A 13,565-nucleotide genomic window follows, 5' to 3' on the forward strand; every position below is an offset into this window, starting at 1 on the left:
TACGCCCGGATTCGCCCGTTGTGGATGGTGAGAAAGCTGCACGTTGGAACCGCAGCGTTGTCGTTCGATCACAGCGGACACACCGTGCCAATATGGATGTATGACTTCTGTTTCCGACGCACCGTCCGGTCTCGACCTGTCCTTCGTCGACGACGGAACCCGCCCCCAGGACGACCTGTTCGAGCACGTCAACGGCAAGTGGCTGGCCGACTACACGATCCCCGCCGACCGAGCCGTCGACGGCGCCTTCCGCACCCTCTACGACCGAGCCGAAGAGGACGTGCGGACCATCATCACGGAGGCGGCCGAGTCCGAGAGCGCACCCGGATCGGACGCCCGCAAGATCGGAGACCTGTACTCGAGTTTCATGAACTCGGACGCCGTCGAGGCGGCCGGCCTGGGGCCCATCTCCGGAGAGCTCGCCTCGATCGCGGAGGCGACCGACCTCGTCACGTTGGCGCAGGTGTTGGGCTCGTTGCAGCGGACCGGGGTCAGCGGTGCGGTCGCGCACTACGTGGACACCGACTCCAAGAACTCCTCGCGCTACATCGTGCACTTCTCGCAGTCGGGAATCGGTCTGCCGGACGAGTCGTACTACCGCGAAGACGCGCACGCCGAGATCCGCGAGAAGTACGTCGCGCACATCGAGAAGATGTTCGCGCTCGCCGGCGCCCCGCACAGCGCCCGAACGGTGTTCGAGCTCGAGACGAAACTTGCTGCGGGACACTGGGACGTGGTCAAGCGGCGCGACGCCGACCTGAGCTACAACCTCACGACCTTCGACACCCTCGTGCAGCAGATGGCCGGGTTCAACTGGGGTGCGTGGCTCAGCGGCCTGGGCGCGTCGTCGACGGACCAGTTCGCCGAGATCGTCGTCCGCCAGCCGGATTTCGTCCGCACGTTCGCGGGCCTGTGGGTCTCCGAGGACTTGGGCGCCTGGAAGGCATGGGCGACGTGGAAGGTGATCCATTCGCGCGCACCGTATCTCACCTCCGACATCGTCGACGAGAACTTCGACTTCTACGGCAGAACCCTGACGGGTACCGAGGAGAACCGAGAGCGGTGGAAGCGCGGAGTGTCGCTCGTGCAGGACCTGCTCGGCGAGGCGGTCGGAAAGCTGTACGTCGACCGGCACTTCCCCGCCGACTCCAAGACGCGCATGCAGGAGCTGGTGGCCAATCTCGTTGCCGCATACCGTCGTAACATCACCGACCTGGAGTGGATGAGCCCCGAGACCCGCACCGCGGCGATGGAGAAGCTCGAGAAGTTCACTCCCAAGATCGGTTACCCGGACCGCTGGCGCGACTACTCCTCGCTCGCGATCGACCCGGACGACCTCGTCGGCAACTACCGCGCCGGCTACGAGGCGGAGTACCAGCGCGATCTCGACAAGCTGGGTGGGGAGGTGGACCGCACCGAATGGTTCATGACCCCGCAGACGGTGAACGCGTACTACAACCCCGGGATGAACGAAATCGTCTTTCCCGCAGCCATTCTGCAGCCGCCGTTCTTCGATCCGGAAGCGGACGACGCTGCCAACTACGGCGGCATCGGCGCCGTCATCGGGCACGAGATCGGTCACGGATTCGACGATCAGGGCGCCAAGTACGACGGCGACGGCAACCTCGTCGACTGGTGGACCGACAGCGACCGCACCGAGTTCGGCAAGCGCACCGCTGCGCTGATCGAGCAGTACAACTCGTTCGAGCCGAAGGCGCTACCCGGCCATCACGTCAACGGCGAGTTCACGATCGGGGAGAACATCGGCGATCTCGGCGGGTTGTCCATCGCCGTCGAGGCGTACCGAATCTCGTTGGACGGCAAGGAGGCTCCCGTCATCGATGGGCTCACCGGCCTGCAGCGGGTGTTCTTCGGCTGGGCGCAGGTGTGGCGTACCAAGGCGCGCGACGCCGAGGCGCTGCGCCGGTTGTCCATCGACCCGCACTCGCCGCCCGAGTTTCGCTGCAACGGCGTGGTGCGCAACCTCGACAGCTTCCACGAGGCGTTCGAACTGACCGAGGAGGACCGGCTGTTCCTCGATCCGTCCGAGCGCGTTCGGATCTGGTGAGTCTCAGCTTGCGGACAGAATAGAGATCGCGAAGATCAGACTGTCGCCGGCCTGGATGCCCGCGCGGGGTTGCCCGTTCGGGTATCCGTCGGCGGCGTTGGTCGCCACGGCCACCGTCGACCCGGCGGTCTGGCCCGCGATGGCCTTCTGGAAACCCGCCACGACGCCGTCGAGCGAGAACTCGATGGGCGCGCCGCGCTCGTAGCTGCTGTCGAACGTCGATCCGTCCCGGCCGTTGACTCCGGCGTAGCAGACGGTGACGGTCGCGTCGTCCGCGACGACGGGTCCGGTGCCGGACTGCAGCGTCTTGACCTGCGTCTCGGCGACACTGAACGGCGGCGTCACCGTCACGGCGGGTGCGGTGGTGTCGGTCGATCCGACCACCGCGATGCTGCCGGTGTCGCCGGCCAGAGTCCACTCGGGTGCGGTACCGGCCGCCGGCGCCGCGCTGGGGCAGGTACTGGCCGCGGCCGCGGTGGTGGTGGCCGCGGCGGCCGACGACGTGGTCGACGGTGCGGCAGGTGCGTCCGAGTCGCTACTGCAGGCACCGAGCAGGAGGGCGAGCGACAGGGTGGACGTCGCGACGAGCGCGCGAGTGCGGGTTGAGGTCACGCCCACACGGTACAGAGTGGCCGGGTGCCCACCGTCAGATGCGGGCGCCCGACGACCCGTCGAAGAAGTACACCTCGCTCGCCACGGGCTGCAGTGACAACCGGTCACCCGCCGCGAAGCTCTGGCGGCGGTCCACCCGCACGACGACCCTGCCCACGTCCTTCGGACCCGTCGCGTACACGAACGACTCGCTGCCCAGCTCCTCGACCAGGTCCGTCGTCACCTCGAGCGCGCCGGCCGATTCGGCGGACACCAGATTCCACGACTCCGGCCGAATGCCGACGGTCACCCGCCCCGTCGCCTCGCGCGGCGCCGGCACCCGGAGTTCGCCGACTTCGGCCACCCCGTCGACGACGTCCGCACCGATCAGATTCATGGCGGGCGAGCCGATGAACGACGCGACGAACGTGTTGACCGGGTTGTCGTAGAGCACGCGGGGAGCCGCGATCTGCTGCAGCTCACCGTCGAGCAGCACGGCCACTCGGTCGCCCATCGTCATGGCCTCGACCTGATCGTGGGTGACGTACACGGTGGTGGTGCCGAGCCGGCGCTGCAGCCCGGCGATCTGCGACCGGGTGCTCACGCGCAGCTTGGCGTCGAGGTTGGACAGCGGCTCGTCCATGCAGAACACCTTGGGCTGACGCACGATTGCCCGCCCCATGGCCACCCGCTGACGCTGTCCGCCGGACAGCTTGCCGGGCTTGCGGTCCAAGAGCGGCTCGAGCTCGAGAATGCGCGCGGCCTCCTGCACTCGAACGTCCGTGTCCGCCTTGCTCATTCCCGCGTTGCGCAGAGCGAAGCCCATGTTGGCGGCCACGGTCATGTTCGGGTACAGCGCGTAGTTCTGGAACACCATTGCGACGTCGCGTTCCTTCGGTGCCAGCGACGTGACGTCGACACCGCCGATGTCGATGCGGCCGCTCTCGACGGCTTCGAGACCGGCGAGCATCCGCAGCGACGTCGACTTGCCGCATCCGGACGGTCCCACGAGAACGATGAACTCACCGTCCTCGATGTCGAGTTCCAACGACTTCACCGACAGGCCGGGCGCACCCGGATACCGGTGGGAGACACCGGCGAAGCGAACCCCCGCCATTACTTCGGGAGCTTCGGCGTGATCTGGCGGTCGATGATCTGCTGCAGCTGGTCCTGCACGCTGGAGAAGGTGGCGGTGACGTCGGCGTTCTGCAGGGCGATCTGCTCGAGGCCGGTGCCGATGATCTTGTCGCCGCCGGGCACGAACACGCGGGCGTAGTCCTGCGAGCGCGTACGCGAGAGCTGGTCGACGGCCGTCTTCGAGTTCGGGTTCGCCGCGAGGAACGCCACCTCGCTGGGGTCGGTCTGTGCGGACTTGCGCACCGGCATGTAGCCCACGTTCTGCGAGAAGTAGGCCGTGTTCTGGGCGTTGGTGTAGAAGTCGATGAACTTGAGCGCGTTCACCTTCCGCTCGTCCGCGATGTTGGCGGGAATGGCGAGACCGGCTCCACCCGTCGGGCATCCGGGTGTGCCGTCGACGGCGGGGAGGAACGCGGTGCCGATGTCGAACTTCGCGTTCTTCTGAATACCGGACAGGTCACCGGTCGAGGCGATGGTGGAGCCGAGGATGCCGGCGGCGAAGTCGTTGGCGATGTCGTTGGACACGGCCGCGTACTTCTTGGTGTGGATCATGTCCCGCAGGAAGTTGCCGGCGGTGACGGTGCGCTCGTCGGTGAACTTCAGGTCGAACTGGTCCGAATACGAACCTCCGAACGTCCAGATCGGGCCCTCGAAGGTCCAGCCGAGGTAGTCCACGGCATTGCCCCACCCGTGCGCGAGCTTGCCGTTCCCGACGACGCGCTGCAGCTCCGGTCCCCACTGATCGAATTCCTGCCACGTGGCGGGACCGCGGTCGGGAAGACCGGCTGCGGACCAGACGGCCTTGTTGTAGTAGAACAGCGGCGTCGACCGGGCGTAAGGAAGCGCCCAGGTCTTGTCGTTCCAGTTGTAGTCGGCCAGAAGCGAATCCACGTAGTCGCTCGTGTCCACACCGGCCGAGGAAAAGATGTCGCTGAGCGGGGTGATCGCACCGAGGAGGGCGAAGTTGAACCACCACACGTCCGAGAGCACCACGACGTCGGGCAACGAACCGCCCGAGAGCGCGGCGTTGAACTTCTGGGCGATCTCCTCGTAGTTCTTGCCGCCGTCGATCAGGTCGACCTTCATGCCGGGGTTGGCGGCCTCGTACCGCGAGATCAGTTCTTTCTCGACGTCGGTCGAACTGCCGGGGTGGCTCGACCAGAACGTGATGGTGTTCGTGTCGCCGCTCGAGGCCGGCGCCGAACTTCCGCCCGAACCGGCACAGGCGGCGAGAGCCGCAGCGGCAGTGGCGGTTCCGGCCAAGCCGAGGAAACCACGACGAGACAGAACGGTCATGTGAACACTCCTGGGGATAGAGAGGGAATCAGCCTTTGACCGCACCGGAGGTGAGGCCCTTGATCATGTGACGTTGCAATGCGAGGAAGACGATCAGGATGGGGATCATGGTCAGAATGGTTCCGGCCATCACCGGTCCCCAGTTGGTGACGCCGTCGTTGTTCTGCAGCTGGGTGAGTCCGACCGGCAGTGTCGCGCGGCTGGCGTCGTCGGCCATCAGGAACGGCCACAGGTACTCGTTCCACTCGTTGACCACGGTGATGGTGGCGAACGCGACCATCGTCGGCCCGGAAATGGGCAGGACGACGCGGGTGAGCAACCGGAAGGGTCCGGCACCGTCCATCCGCGCGGCCTCGATGATCTCCGAAGGGATGGACAGGAAGTGGTTCCGCATGAGGAAGGTGCCGAAGGCGACACCGGCCAGCGGCACGATGATTCCCTGGAAGGTGTTGCGCCAGCCCAATTGCGCGATCAGCGCGTAGTTGGAGATGACCGTGATCTGGTTCGGCACCATCAGCGCGGCGATGATCAGAAGGAACACGAGGTTCTTGCCGGGGAAGCGCAGGAACACCAGGCCGTACGCGCTCAGCACGCCGAGTACGAACTTCACGACCGCGAGCACGCTCGTGACCACCAACGAGTTGCGCAGGAAGGTCCAGAAGGGAACCGTCGACGTGGCGTCCGAGTAGTTCTCGGGCCGGAACACACCGGGCCACCAGTCGGCGGGCTGGACGTAGATGTCGGGTCGTTCCTTGAAGGACGTCAACACGATCCAGAACAGCGGCAGGCCCACCATGACGATCACGACCACCATGGCCAGGTAGCCGAAGACGTTGGCACCGCGCCGCGTGCGCTGGGCCGTGTCCCGTTCGCTCGCAGCGGGTTCTGCGGGTTCTGCGGGCTTGGTGAGAATCGTCATCGTGCGTCACCTCGATCCATGATGCGTACCTGAACGACGGTGACGACGAGAAGGACCAGGAACATGATGGTGGCGACCGTCGCCCCGTATCCGGCGCGGAAGTTGCGGAACGACTCCTCGTACACCTGATAGACCATCGTGGTGGTGCCGGTGCCGAGCGGGCCGCCGCGGGTCATCACGTTGATGATGTCGAACACCTGCAGCGAATTCAGCATCACGGTGATGGACAGAAAGAACGTGGTGGGTCGCAGCTGCGGGAGGACGACGCGGGTGAAGGAGGTCCACCGGCTCGCACCGTCGATCTGCGCGGCCTCGGTCAGATCCTGCCGAAGTCCTTGCAGTGCAGCGAGATAGATGACGAAGGCGTAGCCGAGGTTCTTCCAGATGTAGGTCACGGTGATCATGAACAGGGCCCACTTGGGGTCCTGGTAGAAGTCCGGCACACCGGTGATGCCGATGCGCCGCATCAGATCCTGGATGAGACCGAAGTTCGGATCGAACACGAACTGGAACGCGACGCCGATCGCCGCACCCGAGATCACGAAGGGTGCGAAGACCGCCGACCGGACGATGTTGCGGCCTTTGAGTTTGCGGTCGAGCAGCAGCGCCAAGGCCAGACCGAGCGCCATGCTGCCCACCACCGCGGCGACGGTGAAGATCACCGTGTTCGAGACGATCTGCCAGGTGTCGCTGCGGGAGATCCACTCCCGGTAATTCGCGAGACCCAGGAACGTCGCGGTGGGCGAACTGATGTTCCAGTCGAAGAAGGACAGCCGGATGTTGTCGGCCAGCGGGCGATACGTGAACAGCGCCAAGAGAACAAGATTGGGGCCCACGAGCACGAAGAACAGTGCGTAGTCGCGCCAGGGGCGTCGGAGGAACGAACGCTGATCGGGAGGAAGCTCCGGCAGGGTCCGCTGGGGAGCGGCTCTCACACTCCGGACTGTGATGGGCCAGAACGAACAGATGGTGAATGGAAAAACCCCCGTGCGTGAATTCATGCCCTCCAGGGCACTAATTCACGCACGGGGGGTGGGGCCCTCCGCTAGTTCCAGTCGCCCAATCCGTCGCCCGGGTTCAGCGTTCCGCCCGCGGTGTTGACGACGATCACCGGATCGCCCTTCTGCGCGTTCTCGAAGAACCACTTGCCGTCCTCGGTGCTGACGTTCAGGCAACCGTGGCTCACGTCCGAGTTGCCCTGCGCACCCACGGACCACGGCGCCGCGTGCACGAAGATGCCGCTGTTGGAGATGCGCGTGGCGTACTCGACGTAGGTGCGGTAGCCGTCCGGCGCATCGACCGGGACACCGTAGGTGGAGGAATCCATGTACATGTCGCGGAACCGCTCACCGACGATGTAGGTGCCGTTGGGCGTCTCGTGGCCCGGCTTGCCCATCGAAGTCGGCATGGTCTTCACCACCTCGCCGTTGCGGGTGATCGTGATCTGGTGCGTGTTGTCGTCTGCGGTGCTGACGATCGCGTCGCCGATGTGGAACGTCGACACGGTGCCGCCCGCATCCACCTTCACGTCGGTTCCGGCCGGCCAGAACGCTTCCGGGCGCCAGCGGACCTGCTTGTCACCGAACCAGTAGAAGTGTCCGGGCACGTTGGCCGAGTTGGTGATCTTGATGGCGCGTTCCGCCGTCGCGTGGTCGGTGACGGGCGAGCCGAAGCGAATGATCACCGGCTGCGCGACGCCGACGGTCTCCCCGCTCGCCGGGTTGATCGACGGTGCCGAGAAGTTGGCCGGTCCGGGCGGCAGCTCCACCGGGGCGCTGGGCGCGGCGGGGGCCAGGGGCGCCGGCGGCTGGCCGGGCAGGGTTTCGGTGATCCCGGGAATCACGGGCAGTGGGATGACAGGCAGTGGGATGTCGGGGCCACCGGGGAACAGCGGCACCGCGCCCGCGGGGGCGGCGACGGCGAGTCCGATCGCAGCGGCACCGACAACTCCCAGTGCGGCCAACGAGACGCGTCTATTCGATGACATCGGTTCTGTACCTGCTTCTTCGTGGTGTGTGCATCCGAGACGAGCACAGCCATTAACACACACGCGCCCGTCCGAAGCGAATCCACCGGGCCGAAATCACGGGCCCGTGGTGGCGAACTGCAGGCCGACGTGTAATGCTTCCTGTTTCAGACTTCTGTCCAACACGCGGCGGCTGTCGAATGGGATCGAACGCACCGGCCGCGGTGCGTGACGGCGAAGTCGACCACGACCGAAGTGGGTGTGGACGGAAGGAGGCGGAGTGACCGATCGATCACCGACATTCCCGGGGCGTACGAGTGGTGACGGCCTGCGTGATCTTCTCGGCCCGGACAGCCTCCGGATTTCCTTCCAGCTGATCACCGACCTGCAGACGGACGCCGTCGTCGGGTACGAAGCGGTGGTCCGCGGGCCCGAGGGGTCGTCGTTCGAAGATCCCGAAGCGCTCGCCTCCGCCGCCAAAGCCATGGGCATGGTCGCCGATCTCGATGCCGCTCGCTGGAACGGCGCCCTCGCCGAGGCTGCGGCTGCATCCCTCCCGCGCGAGCTCCCCGTCTTCATCGCCGTCGACCCCGATTCGATCACCGATCTCCCCGACCTCAACGATCACCAACACGGCGGCGCAGTGTTGAAGTTCGACGAGACCGCCCTGATCCGGCGGCCGGCGCACCTGATGCGGGTGGTCACCGAGGTCCGCCGTCTCGGCTGGGCGATCGCTGTCGACCACGTCGGAGTGCGGTCGGAATCGCTCGCGTTGCTTCCTCTGCTCGAGCCGGACGTCGTCAAACTCGACCGTTCCCTGATCGGCACCCGCCCCAATCGTCTCACCGCGCGCGCCGTCAATGCCGTTGCGGCACAGGTCGAGCGGACCGGTGCGATCGTGATGGCCGAGGGTATCGACACCGAACGTATTCGTCTGAACGCCGAGGCGATGGGCGCCCGCGTCGGCGAGGGTTCACTCTTCGGCTCGACGACCCACCTCGGTGCCGAGGACCGTCCGGTGGGGTCTCCGCTGGAGTTCCACTCGTCGTCCGATCGGGGCGCGATCCCGATGTCGTCGCCGTACCAGCTGGCCGCTGCCGGGCGCGACGTGCGACGTGCGTCGAAGCGCCTGCTCATCGAGATCAGCAAGAACCTCGAAGCGATGGCGACGGACAGTCAACAGACCGCCCTGATGCTCGGCACGTTCCAGGACGTGTACCACTTCACCCCGCTGACGGGGCGACGCTGGGAGCTCATGGCCACCAACGCCGCCCTCGTCGGGGCGCTTGCCGACGGCATGGTCACCGAGCCGGCGCCGAAGGTCCGAGGCGCGTCGCTGGCGCCGGAGGATCCCGTCCGAGCAGAGTGGGACGTCGTTGTTCTGACGCCGCACTTCTCGGCCGTTCTGGCCGCGCGAGACGTGGGCGACACCGGCCCCGACATGGACAGGCGGTTCGATTACGTGCTCTCGCACGACCCCCGCCTGACCGTCGAGTGCGCCCGGTCGCTGCTCTCGCGCCTACCTCCGGAGCGAAGCGGCAGCTAACTCAGCTGGCTAGGCCGGCAGCGCTACGTCCACCGTCTCGATGACCCGGTGCACGAAGCGCATCTTCGTCAGCACGTGGTCCGGCAGCACGAACGGATACAGATCCTGGTGGCCCATGGATCGGTTGATCTGGTTCAACGCCCAGGTCAGCGGCAACCACCATTCGATCAGGCGATCGAAACCGACGTCACCGGGAAGCGGGCTCTCGATCGTCGATCCGGCCGGTGCCATCCCGAAGGCGGCGGCGGTGTCGAGGGTGTCCCGGATGTGCAGGTAGTGCGCGAACGTCTCCGCCCAGTCCTCGGCGGGGTGCATCGTCGCGTAGGACGAGACGTAGTTCTGCTCCCAGCCGGCCGGCGCACCTTCGCTGTAGTGGCGATCCAGCGCGGCCTGGTAGTCGTCGTCGGGGTTGCCGAACAGTTCCTCGAAATCGGCGCGGTACTCACCGGTGCCGATCGACACCATCTGATAGAAGTGCCCGATCTCGTGGCGGAAGTGCCCGACGAGCGTGCGGTACGGCTCGCTCATCGACACGCGCAGCTGCTCGCGGTGCACGTCGTCGCTCTCGGCGAGGTCGAGGGTGATCAACCCGTTGTCGTGTCCGGTCATCACCTGCTGCTGCGCGCTGGAGAGCAGGTCGAACGCCAGTCCGGTCTCGGGCTGCTCGTCGCGACCGATGATCGGCAGGCCCAGCTCGTCGAGTTCGAGGATCACCCGACGCTTGGCGGTCTCCGCGGCTGCGTACTCGGCCATCGCGACGGTGTCGTCGTCGGCGGGACGAGTGCGGGTCAGCTTGCACGAGGTGCACAGGATGTCGCCCGTGCTGGTGTCGACGAGCCAGTTGCACGCGGCGACGGACAGGTTGGCGCAGATGTGCCACACCGTCTCGTCGACGGAGACCTCGGACGCGTCGTCGAGCACGAGCAGCGCGCGGGACGGGAGATGAAAGCCGAGCGGGGAGTTGCAGTGCAGGCACACCGAGTTCTCGAAGGAGAGTCGCTGGCCGCACTTGCGGCAGACGAAGTCACGCATGGGTGGGGACCTTTCTTGAAGATTGAGGGAGGAAGGACGACCGACCCATCGGAGCAGGTGCGCGGGTCGGGATACCCAACCCGCCGACATTCAACCGCGCCGGTCGCCGATGTGACGTGCTCGACTGTTTGAATTTCGGCCCCTGCGTCAATACCTCCGTCATGACTAACACGACAGCTTCGTACACAGTTCCCGGGATGTCGACCGAAGACGGCAGCAAGGTCGCAGCGATTCTGCAGGATCGCCTGAACGCTCTCAACGACCTGCACCTGACGCTCAAGCACATCCACTGGAACGTCGTCGGTCCGAACTTCATTTCGGTGCACGAGATGCTCGATCCGCAGGTCGAGGCCGTGCGCGGCTTCGCCGACGAGGTCGCCGAGCGCATCGCCACCCTCGGTGGATCCGCCAAGGGCACACCGGGCACGATCGTCAACGAGCGCAAGTGGGACGACTACTCGATCGGCCGCGCGCCCGCAATCGATCACCTCGGCGCGCTCGATCTGGTCTACACCGGCGTGATCGCCGATCACCGCAACGCCATCGAGGAGACCGGCGACGTCGACCCGGTCACCGAGGATCTGCTGATCGGCCAGAGCGGCCAGCTGGAACTGTTCCACTGGTTCGTGCGTGCGCACCTCGAGAACGCCGGTGGCCAGCTCTCCACCGCAGGCGCGACGAGCGAGAAGGAAGCGGCCAAGAAGGCCTGACCTTCCGATTCATACCGACAGCCGCGTTCCCTTCCGGGGACGCGGCTTCGTCGTGTGTCAGGCGCGCGACCCGTCCTCGTCCCAGTTCGCGGCCACCTTCTTGCTCGGCTGCACGCGCGGCGGCTCACCCGGCATCTTCGGGTAGTCGGGCGGGTAGTTGAGCTCGATCGGGTTCTCGTTCCACAGGTCGAGCAGCGGCTGAATCGAGTGGAACGTCGAATCCATGTCGATCCACGGATCACCGTCGCGCGCAACCTTGTCCGGCACCGTGAACAGGTTGAACTCGTGCGGGTCCTCGACTTCGGCCAATTCCGCCCACGTCAGCGGTGTCGACACCGTCGCGCCCTGAACCGCGCGCAACGACCACGCCGCGGCGATCGATCGGTCGCGGCAGTTCTGGTTGTAGTCGACGAAGACACGCTCGCCGCGCTCTTCCTTCCACCACGCTGTGGTGGTGCCGCTGTCACGCTTCTCCAGTTCCCGACCGAACGCGATGGCCGCGTGCCGTACGTCGACGAAATCCCACCGCGGCTCGATGCGGACGTACACGTGCACGCCGCGATTGCCGGATGTCTTGCAGTAGCCCGTCATTCCGAGGTTAGCGAGCAGTTCCCGCGCCACACCGGCGACACGGACGACGTCGGCGAACGTGGTGCCGGGTTGCGGGTCGAGGTCGATGCGTAGCTCGTCCGGCTGATCCAGGCTCGCCGGATCGTCCGTCTTGCGCACCGCCCAGGGGTGGAACGCGATCGTTCCCATCTGGGCGCACCAGACGGCCACGGCGATCTCCGTGGGGCACAGCTCGGCCGCCGTGCGGCCCGACGGGAACGTGATCGACGCCGTGCGCGCGTAATCGGGAGCGCCCTTCATCATGCGCTTCTGGTAGAAGCCGTCGGCGTCCTTGTCTCCGGGCCCGAGGGCGAGATGCATGCCCGGGTGGACGCCTCCGGGCCACCGCTCGAGCGCGGTGGGCCGATTGCCGAGGATCCGCAGCAGCGGCTCACCCACTGCCACAACGTATTCGGCCACCATCTTCTTCGTCACCGACGGTGTCCGATCCGTCGGTGGGTAGATCTCACGGTCGGGATTGGTCACGCGGACCAATCGCTCACCCCCGTCGGGTGTGGGCGCGGCGATCTCGATCGCCTTGGCCGGCGTCATCGGCCCTCCAGTACGTCGGACAGGTCGTACTTCGTCGGCACGTCGAGTTGATCGTAGGTGCAGGACAACGGGTCTCGGTCCGGACGCCACCGCAGGAACCGCGCTGCGTGCCGCAGCCGATGCTTCTCCATCTGGTCGTAGGCCACCTCCACCACACGCTCGGGCCGAAGAGGGATCCAGGTGCGGTCGATTCCGTTGCGCCACCTCGTCTGTTCGCCGTCGGCCACCACGTCGTCTCCGACGCGCAGCGGTTCGAGCTCGGCGAGGTACTCCAGCCGTTTCGCGTCGGTGAACGCCGACGCTCCGCCGATGAACTGGAGATCGTCTCCCTGATACAGCCCCAGCAACATCGATCCGATGCCGTTGCCGGACTTGTGAATTCGATAGCCGATCAGGACGCAGTCGGCGGTCCTGGCGTGCTTGACCTTGACCATCTCGCGTTTGTTCGGCAGGTATGTTCCGTCGAGACGCTTTGCGACGACACCGTCGAGGCCTGCGCCTTCGAACCGCTCGAACCAGTCGGTGGCCACCGCCGCATCAGCCGTGGCCGTCGTGACATGACACATCAGTTTCCGACCGGCCTCCGGCCTGCCCGCCCCATTCCGACCGGCCTCCGGCCTGCCCGCCCCATTCCGACCGGCCTCCGGCCTGCCCGCCGCATTCCGACCGACGATGTCCAGCAGTGCCGCACGACGCTCCTCGAACGGGCGCGAGGTGTAGTCGTCGTCGCCGAGAGCGAGGAGATCGAAGCCGATGAACTGCGCCGGGGTCTTCTCCGCCAGCATACGAACGCGGCTGTCCGCCGGGTGAATTCGTTCCGACAACGAGTCCCAGTCCAGGCGCGAAGACCCGTCCTTCTCCAGGGCGACCACCAGTTCACCGTCGACGACGCACCTCTCGGGCAGCTCGGCGCGGACGGCGTCGACCATCTCCGGGAAGTAGCGCGCCAGATCCTTGCCTCCGCGCGAACCGAGAACCACCTCGTCGCCATCGCGGAAGACGATGGTGCGGAACCCGTCCCACTTCGGCTCGTACGACCACACCGGATCACCCGTGTCGGGCTGAGGCGGAACCACCTTCGCCGCCTTGGCGAGCATGGGCTGCAGGGGCGGCATCACAGGTAGATCCACCGTGCAATT

12 protein-coding genes are annotated in these 13,565 nt (G+C 66.2%); 3 read left to right on the plus strand and 9 right to left on the minus strand.

Going from position 1 to position 13,565, the window contains the following annotated elements; translation table 11 throughout:
* Positions 1–100: 100 nt before the first annotated feature.
* Positions 101–2,068 (plus strand): M13 family metallopeptidase, encoded by a 1,968-nt coding sequence (locus AC59JP_RS21250; RefSeq protein WP_497327817.1) that lies wholly within the window; start codon positions 101–103, stop codon positions 2,066–2,068.
* 3 nt (positions 2,069–2,071) lie between these two features.
* On the opposite strand, the gene AC59JP_RS21255 is transcribed toward AC59JP_RS21250, so the two are convergent.
* The 6 genes from AC59JP_RS21255 to AC59JP_RS21280 all read right to left on the minus strand — a co-directional run bounded on the left by AC59JP_RS21255 (position 2,072) and on the right by AC59JP_RS21280 (position 7,998).
* On the minus strand, positions 2,072–2,680 hold the full coding sequence (locus AC59JP_RS21255) for an FKBP-type peptidyl-prolyl cis-trans isomerase (RefSeq protein WP_497327818.1): 609 nt from the start codon (positions 2,678–2,680) through the stop codon (positions 2,072–2,074).
* Between the two features lie 34 nt (positions 2,681–2,714).
* A complete protein-coding gene (locus AC59JP_RS21260) occupies positions 2,715–3,776 on the minus strand; it encodes an ABC transporter ATP-binding protein (protein ID WP_497327819.1) in 1,062 nt (353 codons plus the stop codon).
* The gene (locus AC59JP_RS21265) at positions 3,776–5,092 is read right to left on the minus strand and encodes an ABC transporter substrate-binding protein (RefSeq protein WP_497327820.1); all 1,317 of its coding nucleotides are present in this window, start codon (positions 5,090–5,092) and stop codon (positions 3,776–3,778) included. Before AC59JP_RS21265 ends, AC59JP_RS21260 begins: the two co-directional genes overlap by 1 nt.
* 28 nt (positions 5,093–5,120) lie before the next feature.
* On the minus strand, positions 5,121–6,011 hold the full coding sequence (locus tag AC59JP_RS21270; RefSeq protein WP_497327821.1) for a carbohydrate ABC transporter permease: 891 nt from the start codon (positions 6,009–6,011) through the stop codon (positions 5,121–5,123).
* The gene (locus tag AC59JP_RS21275) at positions 6,008–6,946 is read right to left on the minus strand and encodes a carbohydrate ABC transporter permease (protein WP_497327822.1); all 939 of its coding nucleotides are present in this window, start codon (positions 6,944–6,946) and stop codon (positions 6,008–6,010) included. The genes AC59JP_RS21270 and AC59JP_RS21275 overlap by 4 nt, the downstream gene beginning before the upstream one ends.
* 110 nt (positions 6,947–7,056) lie before the next feature.
* A complete protein-coding gene (locus AC59JP_RS21280; protein WP_497327823.1) occupies positions 7,057–7,998 on the minus strand; it encodes a L,D-transpeptidase in 942 nt (313 codons plus the stop codon).
* 259 nt (positions 7,999–8,257) lie between these two features.
* Here AC59JP_RS21280 and AC59JP_RS21285 point away from each other — a divergent pair, with 259 nt between their 5' ends.
* Positions 8,258–9,523: an EAL domain-containing protein gene (locus AC59JP_RS21285; protein ID WP_497327824.1), complete on the plus strand. Its 1,266-nt coding sequence runs from the start codon at positions 8,258–8,260 to the stop codon at positions 9,521–9,523.
* A 9-nt stretch (positions 9,524–9,532) separates the two neighbouring features.
* Here the strand turns inward: AC59JP_RS21285 and AC59JP_RS21290 are convergent, their stop codons facing one another.
* Positions 9,533–10,555, minus strand: coding sequence for a zinc-binding metallopeptidase family protein (locus tag AC59JP_RS21290; RefSeq protein ID WP_497327825.1), 1,023 nt, complete (start codon positions 10,553–10,555; stop codon positions 9,533–9,535).
* Positions 10,556–10,716: 161 nt separating this feature from the next.
* Between AC59JP_RS21290 and AC59JP_RS21295 the strand changes: the two genes are divergently transcribed.
* The gene (locus AC59JP_RS21295; RefSeq protein WP_497327826.1) at positions 10,717–11,265 is read left to right on the plus strand and encodes a Dps family protein; all 549 of its coding nucleotides are present in this window, start codon (positions 10,717–10,719) and stop codon (positions 11,263–11,265) included.
* Between the two features lie 57 nt (positions 11,266–11,322).
* Here AC59JP_RS21295 and AC59JP_RS21300 read toward each other — a convergent pair whose 3' ends face one another.
* Entirely contained in the window at positions 11,323–12,426 is a 1,104-nt protein-coding gene (locus AC59JP_RS21300) for a DNA polymerase domain-containing protein (RefSeq protein WP_497327827.1), read from the minus strand.
* A complete protein-coding gene (locus AC59JP_RS21305; protein WP_497327828.1) occupies positions 12,423–13,556 on the minus strand; it encodes an ATP-dependent DNA ligase in 1,134 nt (377 codons plus the stop codon). The genes AC59JP_RS21300 and AC59JP_RS21305 overlap by 4 nt, the downstream gene beginning before the upstream one ends.
* Positions 13,557–13,565: the final 9 nt, after the last annotated feature.

The organism is Rhodococcus sp. 320_ES (genome assembly GCF_059691855.1).

Bases quoted from the DNA above. Each gene is read 5' to 3' on its own strand.
- AC59JP_RS21300 (WP_497327827.1), bottom strand. From the start codon at position 12,426: ATGACGCCGGCCAAGGCGATCGAGATCGCCGCGCCCACACCCGACGGG.
- AC59JP_RS21280 (WP_497327823.1), bottom strand. From the start codon at position 7,998: ATGTCATCGAATAGACGCGTCTCGTTGGCCGCACTGGGAGTTGTCGGT.
- AC59JP_RS21295 (WP_497327826.1), top strand. From the start codon at position 10,717: ATGACTAACACGACAGCTTCGTACACAGTTCCCGGGATGTCGACCGAA.
- AC59JP_RS21250 (WP_497327817.1), top strand. From the start codon at position 101: ATGACTTCTGTTTCCGACGCACCGTCCGGTCTCGACCTGTCCTTCGTC.
- AC59JP_RS21260 (WP_497327819.1), bottom strand. From the start codon at position 3,776: ATGGCGGGGGTTCGCTTCGCCGGTGTCTCCCACCGGTATCCGGGTGCG.
- AC59JP_RS21290 (WP_497327825.1), bottom strand. From the start codon at position 10,555: ATGCGTGACTTCGTCTGCCGCAAGTGCGGCCAGCGACTCTCCTTCGAG.
- AC59JP_RS21265 (WP_497327820.1), bottom strand. From the start codon at position 5,092: ATGACCGTTCTGTCTCGTCGTGGTTTCCTCGGCTTGGCCGGAACCGCC.
- AC59JP_RS21270 (WP_497327821.1), bottom strand. From the start codon at position 6,011: ATGACGATTCTCACCAAGCCCGCAGAACCCGCAGAACCCGCTGCGAGC.